Source organism: Geomesophilobacter sediminis, assembly GCF_016458275.1.
Taxonomy (GTDB): domain Bacteria; phylum Desulfobacterota; class Desulfuromonadia; order Geobacterales; family Geobacteraceae; genus Geomesophilobacter; species Geomesophilobacter sediminis.
On sequence record NZ_JAEMHM010000021.1, the window covers coordinates 1 to 15,819 of the forward strand.

Annotated in this window: 13 protein-coding genes; all 13 read left to right on the forward strand. The window is 50.9% G+C overall.

The window, feature by feature from the left end; translation table 11 throughout:
• The first annotated feature begins 597 nt into the window (after positions 1-597).
• The 13 genes from JFN93_RS20895 to JFN93_RS20955 all read left to right on the forward strand — a co-directional run bounded on the left by JFN93_RS20895 (position 598) and on the right by JFN93_RS20955 (position 15,796).
• Positions 598-1,071 carry a universal stress protein gene (locus JFN93_RS20895; protein WP_199386092.1) on the forward strand — a complete coding sequence of 158 codons (474 nt, stop codon included), beginning with the start codon at positions 598-600 and terminating at the stop codon, positions 1,069-1,071.
• Between the two features lie 851 nt (positions 1,072-1,922).
• Positions 1,923-2,219, forward strand: a complete 297-nt coding sequence (locus JFN93_RS20900) for a hypothetical protein (protein WP_199386093.1) — start codon at positions 1,923-1,925, stop codon at positions 2,217-2,219.
• Positions 2,220-2,231: 12 nt separating this feature from the next.
• Positions 2,232-2,828, forward strand: coding sequence for a hypothetical protein (locus JFN93_RS20905; protein WP_199386094.1), 597 nt, complete (start codon positions 2,232-2,234; stop codon positions 2,826-2,828).
• Positions 2,829-2,953: 125 nt separating this feature from the next.
• Positions 2,954-3,283, forward strand: coding sequence for a hypothetical protein (locus JFN93_RS20910; protein WP_199386095.1), 330 nt, complete (start codon positions 2,954-2,956; stop codon positions 3,281-3,283).
• Positions 3,284-4,192: 909 nt separating this feature from the next.
• Positions 4,193-4,492: a hypothetical protein gene (locus JFN93_RS20915; RefSeq protein ID WP_199386096.1), complete on the forward strand. Its 300-nt coding sequence runs from the start codon at positions 4,193-4,195 to the stop codon at positions 4,490-4,492.
• 52 nt (positions 4,493-4,544) lie between these two features.
• Entirely contained in the window at positions 4,545-5,522 is a 978-nt protein-coding gene (locus JFN93_RS20920) for an HNH endonuclease (RefSeq protein WP_199386097.1), read from the forward strand.
• A gap of 54 nt (positions 5,523-5,576) precedes the next feature.
• The gene (locus JFN93_RS20925; RefSeq protein ID WP_199386098.1) at positions 5,577-5,933 is read left to right on the forward strand and encodes a nucleotide pyrophosphohydrolase; all 357 of its coding nucleotides are present in this window, start codon (positions 5,577-5,579) and stop codon (positions 5,931-5,933) included.
• Between the two features lie 28 nt (positions 5,934-5,961).
• Positions 5,962-8,367 carry a DNA/RNA helicase domain-containing protein gene (locus tag JFN93_RS20930; protein ID WP_199386099.1) on the forward strand — a complete coding sequence of 802 codons (2,406 nt, stop codon included), beginning with the start codon at positions 5,962-5,964 and terminating at the stop codon, positions 8,365-8,367.
• A 33-nt stretch (positions 8,368-8,400) separates the two neighbouring features.
• Positions 8,401-11,526, forward strand: coding sequence for a DUF3427 domain-containing protein (locus JFN93_RS20935; RefSeq protein ID WP_199386100.1), 3,126 nt, complete (start codon positions 8,401-8,403; stop codon positions 11,524-11,526).
• Between the two features lie 236 nt (positions 11,527-11,762).
• A complete protein-coding gene (locus JFN93_RS20940; RefSeq protein ID WP_199386101.1) occupies positions 11,763-12,107 on the forward strand; it encodes an IS110 family transposase in 345 nt (114 codons plus the stop codon).
• 117 nt (positions 12,108-12,224) lie between these two features.
• Positions 12,225-12,782 carry a transposase gene (locus JFN93_RS20945; protein ID WP_199386102.1) on the forward strand — a complete coding sequence of 186 codons (558 nt, stop codon included), beginning with the start codon at positions 12,225-12,227 and terminating at the stop codon, positions 12,780-12,782.
• Positions 12,783-13,226: 444 nt separating this feature from the next.
• Positions 13,227-13,478, forward strand: a complete 252-nt coding sequence (locus JFN93_RS20950; RefSeq protein ID WP_236021872.1) for an ATP-binding domain-containing protein — start codon at positions 13,227-13,229, stop codon at positions 13,476-13,478.
• A 188-nt stretch (positions 13,479-13,666) separates the two neighbouring features.
• Entirely contained in the window at positions 13,667-15,796 is a 2,130-nt protein-coding gene (locus JFN93_RS20955) for a hypothetical protein (protein WP_199386103.1), read from the forward strand.
• Positions 15,797-15,819: the final 23 nt, after the last annotated feature.

Below are 15,819 nucleotides of genomic sequence, written 5' to 3' on the forward strand. Positions count from 1 at the left end.
AAGGAAAGGCGGTGCTTACCCTGTGGGAGCGCCTTTCCAGGCGCGAAGATGTAGGAGCGACATTCCTGTCGCGATTACAGAAGCAACACCGCAGAGGACACTGAGGAGCACAGAGGAAAAGCCTGAGAAACTTTGACAGGGATACCAAGGATGCCTTGGATGGAAGCGCCCCCGGGGGTGACCTCAGTTCAAAAGGAAAGGCGGTGCTTACCCTGTGGGAGCGCCTTTCCAGGCGCGAAGATGTAGGAGCGACATTCCTGTCGCGATTAACAGAAGCAATACCGCAGAGGACGCAGAGGGACACAGACGAAAAGCCTGAGAAACTCTGAACAGGGATACCCAGGATGCCCTGGATGGAAGCGGCCCTGGGGTGACCTCAGTTCCAATGGAAAGGCGGTGCTTACCCTGTGGGAGCGCCTTTCCAGGCGCGAATGACAGAAGCGCATAAGGCGCCGAAGGAGGAAGGCCCGAGTCCCCATACATCCCTTTCCTGTTCCCGATGCTGCAATCTCGTCTAATTACTGAAGCCAGAGTACAATGCAAGTAGCGAAGCACTCTGTTTCGGTGGAGGTAAACGGCAGCAAAGAGGAGAGAGGTATGGATGCGGTACGACGGATACTCGTGGTGAACCGGCTCACGCAGTACACGCGCGAAGCCTTGCGGTATGGGATGTTTTTGTCGAGACAGTTCGGCGCAGAACTCATTGTCCTTCGGGTGTATTCCAACCCGGTGGACCAGGAAGCGCTCAACGCGCCGAGCCTGTTATGGAAGTCGGACGAATACCGGAACTACCTGAGCGTACGGGAACAGTACCGGGAAGAACTGGAGCACGCGATCCGCGACCTCGTTCAGGAAGGATTTCCGATGCGGGCGCTGGTTACCGATAAGGAGCCGATTCCGGAGGTTTTGCGGATCGTGCGTGAGGAGGAGATCGATCTTTTGGTCATGCTGGCCCACGAGGAAGGGAGGCTGGAACATCTTCTGTTTGGCGGCGAAAACGACGCCCTGATCCGGAAGCTCCCGTGCAGCATCTTCCTCGTGAAGCACGAGCCGCAGGGAGTCAAGTGGTAGGGGGAGACAATGATTAATGAGCACGGAGGAAAACCTGAATTTGGACAGGGATGAACGGGATGCAGGGGATGGAAGCGGGAGCGATCAACAGAAGCAAACCGCAGAGGACACAGAGGGGCACAGAGGAAAAGCCAGAGAACCTTTGAAATGATTTCGGTACTGCAGGGTCAAGCCGCAGATTCACGCTGATAAACGCAGATCTACCCCTACACTGTCGGATCGCCAGCAATGCTGCGCCAATCATCCTTTCGGGTCCCCCCAGTGCTTGATCCTGCCCATCCTGCCCATCCCTGTAGAAATGTTTTCGGCTCTTTATCTGCGTTCATCAGCGTTCATCTGCGGCTGATAAGTCACATCCTCTTCCAGATCCCCTTCATCCCATTTATCCCTGTCATAAAGAGAAGGTTTCCTCTGTGTTCCTCCGTGCCCTCTGCGGTTCAATCTTTTCAACCGCAGATTCACGCTGATAAACGCAGATCTACCCCTACACGGTGAGATCCCCAGGAAAGCTGCGCCCATCATCCTTTCAGGCCCTCCCCCAGTTCTTCATCCTGCCCATCCGTGTAGAAATGTTTTTGAGTCTGTATCAGCGTTCATCTGCGTTCATCTGCGTTCATCTGCGGCTGATAAGTCACATCCCCTTCATCCCTGTCATAGAGAGAAGTTTTCCTCCGTGTCCCTCCGTGCCCTCTGCGGTTCAAGCTTTTAATCCGTACCGACCACCTATCCGCGTTTATCTGCGTTCATCTGCGGCTATTTGAAGTCCCAGATCCCTTTACTGATCTTGACAATGTACGAAAGATGGCGTACCTCTTGTGAGGTGGCTGATGCAATTCGTTTTGGAGGGGGCAATGGGATTCACCGAGGTGAAAGCCAGAATTCTGAACTGTCTTCGATCCGGCGAATACGATCACGAAGCGCGTGGAAAGATCGAGGTGAAAAACCTGCTGGCCTGCGGGCAGGTGACCGAAGAAGATGTTATCCGCTTGGTAAGCAGGACCAACGGTGGTCAATATGTAGTCAGCCCGCACCATGCCGACCAGACGGTTATGGTGCACGTTTTTAGGCCGATCCATCATGGTGTGACGTGGTATATCAAATTCTATTTCATCGAACCTGGTGCGGTTTTTATCAGTGTTCATCTTTGAGACGGAGCATCTATGAAAATTGTTAAAGAAGGGGATAAAAGCAAGGCCGTTTGCGACACTTGCGGACTGACTTCGGTTACCTATCGGCTTCGTGACGTTCCATTTACTGACGATGTTGGGATCGTGAAAAATATTCTGGCCGGTGTCTGTGACCAGTGTGGGCACGTTGTCAGCGTCCCAAGACAATGCACTCCGAAAATTAAGGCTGTGTACGAAGCTAAAAAGTCTGCTGAATACCGACTCCCGGCACATTTCATAGACATTTTAAGCCTGGCATCCTCAAAAATTGATGATGAGATTGGTGATGCTCTGTCAAAGCCACTCCTTTTATATTATGTTCACAAGCTTAATAATGGAGAAATCCCAGCGAAGATAATCAAAGAACTCCTGTCTAGTGAACTCGCCTCTGCACCCTCCACCAAAAGACTCTCGCTGAAGATCACTGAAAGGACAGAGCGTGAACTTGGCGATGTAGTTCAGAAAACAGGTCTGCACAGCAGCACCGAGTTGATCAAAGGGATCATTTTGAAGATATACGAGGATATTGTGAAACCAAAAACACCAAAGCACATGAAGGAATTGAAGACCATAGCAGCGACCTTTGGGTAAAACGATCACGGTCTCTCCATCCCCTTCATCGTTTTCATCCCTGTTCGAAGATACCGGTTTTCCTCTCCGCCCTCCGCGTCCTTTGCGGTGAGCTTGTTGCCGGTGACACTTACGGAGACTCCCACATGGCCCTCACCCTTCCTGAAAGCGACTGGAAATATCTGAAAAGAATCAAAGATGAACTCCTTGCCGATCTCTGCCGGAGGATCAACGAGAAGGCTGTGCGGATCGTGCAACGACCTGGTCTGACTGAACACGAAAAATATCAGAAGCTCTACCGGCACATCGAGGACTCGGACAAAATCGTCGCCAACTGTTTCGACGACTGGCGACACTCCAACCTGTGGCTAAAGGTGGTCTGCCTTCGTAAGCACAAGTTGCTTTCCGACGACCATCTGAAGAGCCTCTCGGGCGAACTGCGAGACCGCCTCGAACTCCTCAACCCCCAGGCATAGACCTCCAGAAGAACCCTTTTGAAAGAAGATCCAGGTTTTCCTCCGTGTCCCACCGTGCCCTCTGCGGTTCAATCTTTTCAGCCGCAGATTCACGCTGATAAACGCAGATCTACCCTACACTGTGAGACGCTAGGTGCTGCGCAAATCATCCATTCGGGTCCTCCCCCAGTTCTTCATCCTGCCCATCCCTGTAGAAATGTTTTTGGGTCTGTATCAGCGTTCATCTGCGGCTGATAAGTCACATCCTCTTCCAGATCCCCATCATCCCCTTCATCCCTGTCATAAAGAGAAGGTTTCCTCCGTGTCCCTCCGTGCCCTCCGCGGTTCAAGCTTTTAACCCCCCTATCCGCGTTTATCTGCGTTCATCTGCGGACCAATTGGTGTAACAAAATGGACTGTCCATTTTGTTACGTTCCCATATCTTTCAACTACTTCACCCATAAAACTGTAACAAAATGAACACTAAAGCATACCTAATGAGTCTGCGTGGCGCCGGAAGCCCCCGTAAATCCAATATCTGAGCCGCTATGCCAGTGTGGCACGGAACTTGATATTCATTGGGGTTAAACAGAAACACCGTCTGTGAGGGAAATAAGTCCGCAGATTCACGCTGATGAACGCTGACAAGACAGTAGATGGCGCACCGAATCACAAATCAGCGACAGGGATGAGCAGGATAAACAGGACGGAACCGAGACCGGCTTGAGGGGCGTAAGGAAACCGTTTCTTTAAACGGTCCGCAGATGAACGCTGATAAACGCTGATCAGCCACGGAGTAAGAGGCACATGTCGAGAGCCAAGTTACTGCTTTGCCTTACTTTCGGGGTTGGAATGTTGGCCTGCGGATATCAGGCTTCTCCTCAAAATAGCGGTCCTTGCACCTCCACCGATACCCCGGGGCAGGCAACGGTGGTCTCGATAACCGCTGCCCCATCCAATGCCTACAACTGCAATAACGACCCCGTGGAGGTACGGTTCACCTTCACCCCGACCGATCCGGCGCAGAGCAACTCATTGACCGATAACAACGTGACCTTGACCGTTGGCGACGGGATAAACCCGCCGCGGGACTACATCACCGCCAAAGGTTTCACCGTCGGAAGCACCCATACCTGCGTCAGAAAAAATATCGTCAGCGGCGCTTGCGCTCCCGTAGGCTTTGAGTTCCCGACGAGCGACTTTTCCGATTACGGGGCTGCGTGCTATTGATGGTGAAGGCGGTCGTTAAAATCCGGCCGCAGAGGGACGCTGATAAACGCTGATGAACCTTCCCATCTGTCTGAAACAATTTGCCGGGCTCAACCGGGCCACCGGTTCGGTCTGGACCGAGGCAACCAAGAAGAGGGCGCCGCATAAGCCGCTCCTTCTACTGGCCGTGCTCGACCTTGTGGCTCGCGGCGTCGTCACGTCGCCGTTTGTCGACGTAGATCGCGATTTGCTGGAGCTCAACGACCTTTTCAACCTCTACTGGCGCCGGGTGGTGCCTCTCGGCCAAAGCAGTAGCATCGCCTTTCCGTTTTCCCGGCTGGCTCGCGAGCCTTTCTGGGAACTCGTACCCCGGCAGGGCGATGTGGTGACGGATGCGGTAATCAACAACACCTCCTCAGTGACCTATCTGCGAAGGCATGTACTGGGAGCGCGGATCGAAGAGGGACTGTTTCATGTCATGCAGAGCGCCGAGGGGAGGGAGGCGCTACGGGATGCTCTGCTTGTCTTCTGTTTCTCCACCGAAATGCAGGTTGCCTTGCGCGAACAGTCGGCAATCAACCGCGAGGCAATAGATTACAGTCGCAAGCTGGAGGAAAGGTCTCATCTGCCGTTGGTAAAAGAAATCCTGGAAGAGGAAAGTTATCGGCCGGCGGTGCGGGACCAGGGATTCCGGCGGTTGGTGGTAACTTCCTATGACCATCGCTGCGCCGTTTGCGGAATTCGGATCATTACCCCTGAACAATACACTGCAGTGGAGGCGGCCCATATTGTTCCGTGGTGCAGAAGCAAAAACGACGACATCCGTAACGGCATGGCGCTCTGCAAACTCTGTCATTGGGCCTTTGACAACGGGATGGTAGGGGTTTCCGAAAACTATGGCGTGATCGTCTCCCGGCAGATTTCCGCCGACGGAAACGCCCCGGGTTTTTTACTGACGTTGGCCGGGCGAACAATTGTAGGTCCGGAGGACAAGAGAACTTGGCCGGCCCACGAATATCTGACGAAACATCGACAGGAGTGGCGGTTGTAATGGTCCGCTGCTAAGGTGCAGTCTCGGGAAACTATAGTGATTTAAGGAAAGGTTATGCCAACTACTATCGATGATCTAAAACTAAAAGTTAAGGACTTTTGTGAAGAACGAGATTGGGATCAATTCCATGGCCCTAAGGATCTTGCCATTGGAGTTAGCACCGAAGCAGCAGAACTTTTGGAGCATTTCCGCTTTCAGTCGGATGAACAGGCGCTGGCCTTACTAAACGAGCCACACGCTAGAGAAGAGATCGAAGATGAACTCGCCGATGTGTTGTTCTTCGTGTTGCGGTTTTCACAACGCTTTGAGGTCGATCTGACAAAGGCTCTGCTGAGAAAGATCGAGAAAAGCGGACGGAAATATCCAATACAGAAGGCAAAAGGGAAAAACACAAAGTATACGAAGCTGTAGGCCAACAACTGGAATTCAGGGGCCAAAATTGATCGTCTATTCCGCAACAAAAGCCAGATTTCATGATGATGTGATGACAAACGATATCGACGGCATTATTCTTAGCGCCTTTGAATCCGCCACCGGACGGACCACATCCAAGTCTGAAATCCATTCCTGGAAAAGCTCCTTGTCGTATATGGAACGAGTTTTGAGGGATGACGAGATTCCCTTCGATGCCGGTGTCGCCGTTGAGTTTCACCTTCCCCAGACTTCCAAACGCATTGATTTCATCCTTACTGGACGGGACAGGGACCGGCGCGAATCAGCTATTCTCGTTGAACTGAAGCAATGGGAGGCAGCGGAACTGACTCAGAGCGATGCCGTCGTTATCACTCGCTTTAAACATGGTCTTGCCGAAACCCTCCACCCGTCTTACCAAGCATGGTCTTACAAGCGCCTTCTCGATGATTTTAACCAGACCGTGCAGGAAGAGCAGATTGGGCTATACCCCTGCGCCTATCTGCACAACTACGAAGACGACGGCGTAATCACCCATCAGTTCTACAGTGACCATATCAAGCGGGCGCCGATGTTTCTCAAGCCCGATGCCCTTAAGCTACAGCAGTTCATCAAGGCCCACGTTAGGTATGGGGACACGACCCGGATCATGTACCGGATCGATCACGGGAAAATAAAGCCTTCCAAGAACTTGGCTGACGAGTTGGCGTCAATGCTCCGCGGCAACCGAGAGTTCGTCCTGATCGACGACCAGAAAGTGGTGTTCGAGAAAGCGAAACGTCTAGCAGAACAGGCTTCGGAACAGGCCAAGAAGGTCCTGATCGTCGAGGGGGGGCCGGGAACAGGTAAATCGGTCCTGGCTATTAACCTCCTGGTGGCGCTCACCGGCAAAGATCACGTTGTTCAGTATGTCACCCGTAACTCTGCCCCCCGGCTCGTCTACGAGGCCAAGCTCACCGGCCATTTCAGGAAGACTCACATCTCCAATATGTTCTCAGGTTCCGGCTCATACCATGCGGTCCCGGCAAATACGTTCGGTTGCCTCATAGTAGACGAGGCGCATCGTCTGAATGAAAAATCTGGCATGTTCAGCCACCTGGGGGAGAACCAGATCAAGGAGATCATCAACGCCAGCAAGTTGAGCGTCTTCTTCATCGACGAAGACCAGAAGGTAACCCTCAAGGACATCGGTGATAAAGAGTCGATCCGCGCCTGGGCGAAGAAAGCTGGTGCCGGTGTTGTTGAGGCCAATCTGGAATCCCAGTTTCGCTGCAACGGCTCCAACGGTTATCTGGCGTGGCTTGACAACACGTTGCAGATTCGAGAGACGGCCAACCAAACTCTGGATACCTGCGAGTACGACTTCCGCATTCTCGACACCCCAATGGAGCTACATGAATTAATTCGAGCAAGGAACAGGAAGAACAACAAGGCGCGGATGGTAGCCGGCTACTGCTGGGACTGGATCAGCAAGAAGAATTTGCTACTTAAGGACATTGTTATTGGTGACTATAAAGGGACGTGGAACCTGGAAACAGATGGACAGGCGTGGATCATCAAGCCTGATTCCGTAAGCGAGGTGGGGTGTATCCACACCTGCCAGGGGTTGGAGGTCGATTACATCGGGGTTATCGTCGGGCCGGACCTCGTCGTCCGGGACGGCAACGTGCTGACCAGACCCGTCGAGCGGTCGAGAATGGACAAATCTATTCAGGGGTGGAAAAAATTACTCAAAGATGATCCCGAGCGGGGAGCGGCGCGGCTTGATGCCATCATCAAGAACACCTATCGGACCCTTATGACTCGTGGTCAGAAGGGATGCTACGTCTACTTCGTTGACGATGAAACGCGCCGGCACTTTGCCGAGCGACTGCAGACGAGGTCGACAGCTGAGACGGTAACCGACACGTCGGTGATGCCTGCACATGAAGACATTTCAGCCGTTCTACCGTTCCGGCGCATGGAACCGGAAGAAGCTCGGCCGTACGAGAACTGTGTGCCGCTCTACGACCTCAAGATCGCTGCTGGTGGGTTCAGCGACGAGCAGCAGTTGGACGGCTGTGAATGGGTGGAACTACCGGAAGTGTTCCGGCCGCAGAAGGGGCTGTTCGTGGCCCAGGTTGTGGGAGAGTCGATGAACCGACGAATTCCAAACGGTGCGTGGTGTCTGTTCCGCATAGCATCGGCTGGTTCGCGGAACGGCAAGGTCGTCCTGGCATCGCACCGGGAGATTGCCGACACCGATACCGGTGGCCACTATACCATCAAGTTATATGAGAGCACTAAGGATAGTCTGGCCGATGGTACGTGGCGGCACACGTCGATCATCCTGAGGCCGGACAGTTACCTGCACGGATATGAACCGATTGTCCTGAGTGAGGAACAGTCGGAGGATTTGCAGGTGATGGGGGAGTTGGTGGCGGTATTGGGTTAGTCTTCTATTCCTCCTAATATAGTTTGAGGTTCAATGCATTTAGCTCACGGCATATATGAAGCACTTCTAGACGAAGCCTTGCAGGAAGCGTTGGCAAAACGTCCGGAGTTGCGCCGCATCTTTGGCAAGATCGACCCCGAGGAGCAACCGGCACTCTATGCCAGCTTCGTCGCCAAGGTATTGGAGCAGGCTCTGCGGGAGGAGACGGACCCGGAACAGCGGGTTGTCCTCTGTAACAGGATTCTCGGCACGGTAGCTGCCGAGCCGGGAAGGGGGCATCTGGAAAAACGCCGCCTCGTGCCGGAGCCCAAACCCATTCTGCTGGAAATTACTCCGCCAAACTATAACCAGACTGGCCTCCCCCGTCCCCACACCTCCCTAGCGGAAAGTAGTCTCTTCACCGGCTCCCCGCAAGAACCGCAACTGGTCCATGAACTGTTGGAAGAGATGCGCTCGGCTGATGGAGTGGATATTCTGGTCTCGTTCATCAAGTGGTCCGGATTGCGGCTGTTGATGCCTGCGTTTGAGGACCTGCGCGAGCGTCAGGTCCCGGTACGTCTGATTACGACATCCTATATGGGGGCCTCCGATGCCCCGGCGGTAGAATGGTTGGCGAAGCTCCCCAATGTGCAGGTACGTGTCTCGTACGACATTGAACGGACCCGACTGCACGCCAAGGCGTACCACTTCCGGCGGCAGAGCGGCTTTTCTACGGCGTACATCGGTTCGGCCAACATGTCCCATGCTGCCATCACCAGCGGACTCGAGTGGAACCTCAAGGTTACTGCTCAGGACATGGCTCACATTTTGGAAAAATTTTCTGTCGAGTTTGAGACCTACTGGAACAGTCGTGAGTTCGCCCTTTTTGATCCGGAGCGGCCTGAGTTGTTCCGCAGCGCTCTTGCCCGCGCCAAGGATAAGGGGACCCGCGGTTCGGCAATATTCTTCGACCTACGGCCACACCCCTTTCAGGAACGGATTCTTGAGGCATTGGAGCGGGAGCGGAGCGGCCACGACCGTTGGCGCAATTTGGTCATCGCCGCCACCGGTACCGGTAAGACAGTTGTGGCTGCATTTGACTTTAAACGCTTCTTTGAACAACGGCAGCGACAAGCGCGCCTGCTCTTTCTGGCCCATCGCCAGGAGATTCTCCAACAGGCTCAGGCAACCTTCCGCAACATCCTGCGCGACCAAAATTTCGGCGAATTGCAGGTCGGTCCTTTTCAGGCCACTCGACTAGAACATCTGTTCTGCTCCGTTGGCATGCTTGCCTCTCGCCGGCTCTGGGAGCAAGTGGGGAGCGGCTTCTACGATTACATTGTGGTTGACGAAGCACACCACGGTACGGCCAGCAGCTATCGCCCAATTTTCGATTACTTCACACCGCAGATTCTGCTGGGGCTGACCGCCACACCGGAGCGGCTGGACGGCGGCAACGTGGCCGCTGATTTCGGCAATCGCTTTGCCGCGGAAATCCGCCTTCCTGAAGCCCTGGAGGAAAAGCTACTCTGCCCCTTCCACTATTTTGGCATTGCCGACCCTATAGCTATAAGTGGCGATCAGTTCTGGCGCAACGGCAAGTACGACGCCGCGGCTCTGGAGAATATCTACGTGCTGGACCAGGGCCGCGCCCGCCAGAGGGTAGAGGCGATCCTTACTGCCCTGCACCGCTATGAACCGGACGTGGGCACTCTTAAGGGAATCGGCTTCTGCGTCACCATTCGCCATGCCGAATATATGGCCGAGCAATTCAATCAGAATGGCATCAAGTCAGCCCCCTTTGTCTCCGGGATTGACACTGACCAGTCTGCTGAGCTACTGGCCAAGCTAAGAAACGGTCAACTCACCTTTCTCTTTACCGTGGACAAATTGAGCGAAGGGGTGGACGTACCAGATATTAACACTGTCCTCTTCCTCCGCCCTACGGAGAGCCTGACAGTTTTTCTCCAGCAACTCGGACGGGGCTTGCGCCATGCTCCGGGAAAAGAGTGCCTTACAGTCCTCGATTTTGTCGGCCAGGCCCACCGCCGCTACCGCATTGATACCAAACTGAAATCACTGCTCCCCCGGCACCGCTTCTCAATTGACAAGGAAGTGGAGCAGGATTTCCCCCATCTGCCGGCTGGCTGTGCCATTCAGCTTGACCGGCTCTCCCGACAGTATGTGCTGGAAAATATCCGGGAGAACTTGGGGCGGCTGGCAGTACAGGTGCCAGACCGGCTGCAGACTTTCACCAGTGAAACTGGCCAAGAGCTGACCTTTGGCAACTTTATCCGCTACCACGATTACGAGCCGGAGGTGCTGTTGGCCAAGGAGTCGTGGACGGAATGGAAGGCGAAAGCTCAGCTTGCAACCATTCCGGTGGATCCGGAATTGGCTCGCTTGAAAAAAGCGTTGATCCGGACAACGTTTATAAACGGTCCACGAGAAGCGAAGTTATTGCGCGAGGTAATCAGAAAGCTTGCAGAGGGGGAAGTATCCGAGGCGCTCTCACTGGCTGGAGATTCGGTGATGCTCATTTATTACCGGATTTGGGGTGAGAAGGGCACCAACGTTGGTATTTCAACGGTTCAGGAGGCTTTTACACGCCTTGCCGGCAATCCGACGATTTGTGCCGATCTAGAGGAGATACTGGACTGGGCGCTGGAAAACAGCGAGGTGGGGGGACCGCAGCCGGAACTGCCGTTCTCTTGTTGCCTGGAATTGGGCGCTCGGTACGGACTCAAGGAGATTCAGGCCGCTTTTGGTCGGGCAACATTGGAGAGCGCAGGGCAGACCGGTGTTGGTGTGCTTCATTTCCCGGAGATGAAAGCCTATGTACTCCTAGTGACGTTCCAGAAAACGGAAAAGGAGTTCTCGCCGAGTACGATGTATGCGGACTATCCGATCAGCAGAGATCTCCTACATTGGGAGTCTCAGGCGGATACCGCCCAGCATCATTCCACCGGACAGAACCTGATCCATCATTTGCAACGAGGCTACACGGTCCTAGTGTTTGTTCGTGACCAGAAACGGCGCAACAACGTCACCGTCCCCTTTACCTATCTTGGTCCGGTAGAGCGTGTGAGCTACGAGAGCGAGCGGCCGATCAAATTCGTGTGGCGGTTGAGGCATCCGATGCCAGTGGAGATATTTGAGGACAATCGGCGAGGCGGGTAGGCAAAGGCGGCACCGACAGAATAACCTGTAAACTCAACAACGTCCCTGAAGGGCCCAATTTCTACAAGCCCGAGGGGCAGGTCTTTTTTCTTGATTTTGCCCAGCAGACGAGCAAAAAGAGCAAGAATAAAGACTTGATAATCATATAAAGGCACCTCCTGGCATAGCCGGAAGGCAAATGACTTCCTGATATGCTGTTAAAGAGACCCCAATCTCTTAACCTCAGGAGGTGCCCAATGAAACTGTACTCGGGAATCGATCTGCATTCAACCAACAGCTACTTAGCCATCATCGATGCCAAAGGCAAGCGTATCTTCGAGGAGAAGTTGCCCAACGACATAGCAACCATTGTTCAGCGCCTCGATCTTTACAGCGGATCGCTGCAGGGCATCGTGGTGGAATCGACGTACAACTGGTACTGGCTTGTCGACGGATTGATGGCTGAAGGATACGCCGTACACCTGGCGAATTCTTCAGCCATGCAGAAATACAAGGGCCTTAAGCATGCTGATGATCTGTCCGACGCTTTCTGGCTGGCTGAGATGCTACGGCTCAACATACTCCCGGAAGGCTACGTATAGCCGAAAGAGGTGCGCCCAATTCGTGACTTGCTCAGGAAACGGAGTCACCTTGTTGCTCTTAGATCGTCGTTGCTGATCAGTCTCCAGAACATCATCACTCGCAACTGCGGGATGAAGATGAAAACGAACGATATTAAACGGCTACGAGAGGATCGAGTTCATCCTCTACTTGCCTATAACGAGGATCTTGCCCTTGCAGGCCGTGCCAGCAAAGAATCCATCGACTTTCTGACCCGGCAGATTCACTCCATCGAGAGATTCGTCGAAAGGAAGCTGGAACTGAGAGAAGACTATAAGACGCTGCTTACGGTCCCTGGCGTAGGACAAATTCTTGGCCTCACCATTATGCTGGAGACTGGTCCAATTCAGCGGTTTGAGAAAGGCGGAAATTATGCCTCATACTGCCGTGCCGTCTCATCGAAATGGACCAGCAACGACAAAGCAAAGGGAAAAGGGAACAAGAAAAATGGCAACAAGTACCTCTCTTGGGCGTTCTCGGAAGCTGCAGAATTCGCAAGGCGCTTCGACGACAAAGCAAGAGCTTATTACAATCGCAAGTTGAAGAAGAGTAATTTCGTGGTCGCGCATGCAGCGCTGGCACACAAATTAGCGAGGGCAGCGTACTATGTCATGCGAGACCAAGTGATCTTTGTCTCGGAAAAGACATTCACGTAACAGTGTGGCTGGAGCGGTGAACCAGTATAGGGGTTGGCAAAACCACAAGACTTGATTGGCAGCCGCTCCACCCACTTACATAGCAGTTATTTCGTCTTTACTGCCCATGCCGAGAGCCACCAAGGGGCTGGTTAATAACCACAAGACCTGAAACAAACATTTGGACCCGGCATGGTACCGAGGGTTTTCTGGACCGCGAAATGCGGAAGGGGCCGTACATCTACCACCGTAACCGGCCTTGATCCTGATGGGTGACTGGGATGCAGCAAAGTCTGACATCGCAAAGAAAGAAATAACGGCAATAGTACTGACGGCGATAACTGAAAACAGAAGGGCTTGAAAAGTCTCTTTTCCAGCTTCAGGGGGCCTTTTTGCCTCTTGACGGACAGCCTTTAATGGGTGACCCTCAGGCCTCTTCCTCAGGCCTCTTCCGAGTTCGGCGAGTTGGATGAGGTCTCCCTTGCCTATGCCACCAGCATCCACAAAAGCCAGGGCTCCGAGTATCCCGCAGTGGTCATCCCATTGACTATGCAGCACTACACCTTGCTTGAGCGGAACCTCATTTACACTGCTGTTACGCGAGCGAAGAAGCTGGTGACCATCATCGGGCAGCCGAAGGCACTGGGGATGGCGGTGAAGAACCGGAAGTCGAATAGGCGGCTGACAAAGCTGGCGATAAGAATTACTGAGAAGTAGGCGTAGGAATCGGCGGAAAAGTCAGCGACGTGCAGATATCTGTATAACGACTAACTCATTTCGTAGACGACAATGGAGGCACGATTAAGAGCCGTCGCTGACTCCGAGGAATTCAAGATATGGATGCAAAAAAAAGCGAAAGAATTCACCCGGCTTTACAATAAGATTGGCATTTAGTGGGAGAATATATGAATTTTATAGAGTATATAAATGGATACAAACATGAATTTTGGTGGCAGGATATAGCTGAAGAAACTCTTAAAATAACAAAAGGTTGTTTAGACGCGAAAGATAGGAGGCATATACTAGCTGAAATTAAGAAAAGCATTAAAGAAAAAAATGTTAAAAGTTTAACTAATTGGCTTACGGTTGGCCTGTATTTAGATGATGAAGAGGTAATAGTAGAAATTAGGAAGAAGGGATTGATTCGCAAGTCAAAATACGATTTTGAAAGAAGCACGTTGCATAAAGCTGTTGCATCCATAATTGAAAAACAAGAACTGCTTTCACTTGCACCTAACACAGTTCAATATTTGAATAGCGTTAGCGTGTTGTATGTACTCTCGTTAAAGGTGTTTTCAATCTATATCTCCATAAAAGATTATATTGCTAAGGCGAAGCCATCGCTTCTCAAAACATTGCTCTGCTCGGTTGACTTTTCATTCTTTTGCAACCATCAACCTAATTCGGAAACGTCTAGTGAGGTAATACAATATTATTCCAGTGAAGATATAAGTGAGGCAATATCATATTTGGTGTATCTTTTTAAAGCAAAGCATGGTATAGGCGCAGCTAATTCCAAGAATATCGATGAAGAACTCATCTTGACACCAGAGTTTACAAAACTTATCATTGACGCATGTAAGATTAAAGAATATATGAAATATGAAATTTTACTGGACTATTTTGGCTACACATTTTCAAAAATTGATAACAGGAAATTCCTGATTTCAGACCCGTCGGAAAAGCTTGAGAAATCCATAAGGCTAGGGTTCATACGGACAGAAATCCAAAGGTTTAATACAGTAGCAAAGTGGTTTGAGGAGTCAAAAAAATCTGAGTCTCTGGTAGCTGCTGCGATTGATATATATGAAAAATCTCTAGGAAAATTCTACGTAGTGAAGACTGACCCGATAGAACGGCTTGTATTTCAACTTCCATCTGTCGAACCGTTTAAAAAACTAGCAGAGACGGAAGGTTTATTTCAAGAAGAAATACTTTTACTTGCAGATTTATATAGCGAGCTATTTGTTAGTTTTAAAGAATTAGATGAATTTGTGATTAATGGAACCCTTACATTACGTGATATTTTAAAAGTAAAGCGTATTTTTACATTTATCACAGGTTCTTTCAATGCCTTTTTGCAGTCAAAATATGAAAATGATAAACTTTTAGTGTTAAGGTCTCTTCTTCCAGTGATGAGTAAGGAAACCTTGAATAAGACGTTAGAAGCATGCCTTGACGCAGACAAAATGAATTCGTGGATTGAGGTTATGTCATGGGCTGGTGAAGAAGGGAAGATTCTTGATTTACAATATACGCCTCTTATACCTGTTGTTAATCATTATTTTGTACTTATGAATGTTTTGGATTCTGCTAACATAATAAGAAACGTTCTTTCTTCGCAGCAAAAACGTATTTTTCATGAAGGGACTATAGACCCATTGTCTCAATTGCTAAAAGAAGAGTTGGTTGCAAATGGGTTTGATGTTAAAACAGACGTTAAATTCAAATACCATGGGCATGAAAGTGATATTGATGTTCTAGCACTTAAAGATGGCATAGTCTTTGTCTTCGAATGTAAGAACTCTATGCTGCCAGGTAATATATCAGAGATAAGAACAAGTTTTGACTATATAAGAAAGGCCGGTAAACAGTTAGGCGATATTGATATGCTTGAAAGTAAAGGTGGATTTTTTAAATATCTTTTTGATAAAATTGGGTGGTTTCTTCCGCCGTTTTTTACTTATAGTCAGTGTATCATAACCGGAAATAGAGCGTTTTATGGATATTGCTATGGAAAGTTCAGAGTGATTCCTGTTAGGGAAATGCATAATTTTTTAGCAGAAGGAACGGTGGTATTTAAAGATAAAGACGTCCGCATTAGGCCGACAGGCCCTGTCACTGGACCAATCTTGGCAGATTTTATCGATAATAATATTATTCATAAAATGACTTACGAAGCAACTGAAGCTGTATACAAGAATGTAAGGTTTCATAATGCTAATGTGATAGCCCACTCCTTTGCCCTTAACTTTAACAAACTAGAAGAATTACATTCCGAGTTCCAGGAACTCCACAAAAACGATTTTCAATAAGAATGCAACCCTTAGGCGCAAGG

Coding starts and splice junctions, on each gene's coding strand:
- JFN93_RS20895 (WP_199386092.1), top strand. CDS start 598: ATGGATGCGGTACGACGGATACTCGTGGTGAACCGGCTCACGCAGTAC.
- JFN93_RS20945 (WP_199386102.1), top strand. CDS start 12,225: ATGAAAACGAACGATATTAAACGGCTACGAGAGGATCGAGTTCATCCT.
- JFN93_RS20940 (WP_199386101.1), top strand. CDS start 11,763: ATGAAACTGTACTCGGGAATCGATCTGCATTCAACCAACAGCTACTTA.
- JFN93_RS20905 (WP_199386094.1), top strand. CDS start 2,232: ATGAAAATTGTTAAAGAAGGGGATAAAAGCAAGGCCGTTTGCGACACT.
- JFN93_RS20900 (WP_199386093.1), top strand. CDS start 1,923: ATGGGATTCACCGAGGTGAAAGCCAGAATTCTGAACTGTCTTCGATCC.
- JFN93_RS20925 (WP_199386098.1), top strand. CDS start 5,577: ATGCCAACTACTATCGATGATCTAAAACTAAAAGTTAAGGACTTTTGT.
- JFN93_RS20935 (WP_199386100.1), top strand. CDS start 8,401: ATGCATTTAGCTCACGGCATATATGAAGCACTTCTAGACGAAGCCTTG.
- JFN93_RS20955 (WP_199386103.1), top strand. CDS start 13,667: ATGAATTTTATAGAGTATATAAATGGATACAAACATGAATTTTGGTGG.
- JFN93_RS20910 (WP_199386095.1), top strand. CDS start 2,954: ATGGCCCTCACCCTTCCTGAAAGCGACTGGAAATATCTGAAAAGAATC.
- JFN93_RS20920 (WP_199386097.1), top strand. CDS start 4,545: ATGAACCTTCCCATCTGTCTGAAACAATTTGCCGGGCTCAACCGGGCC.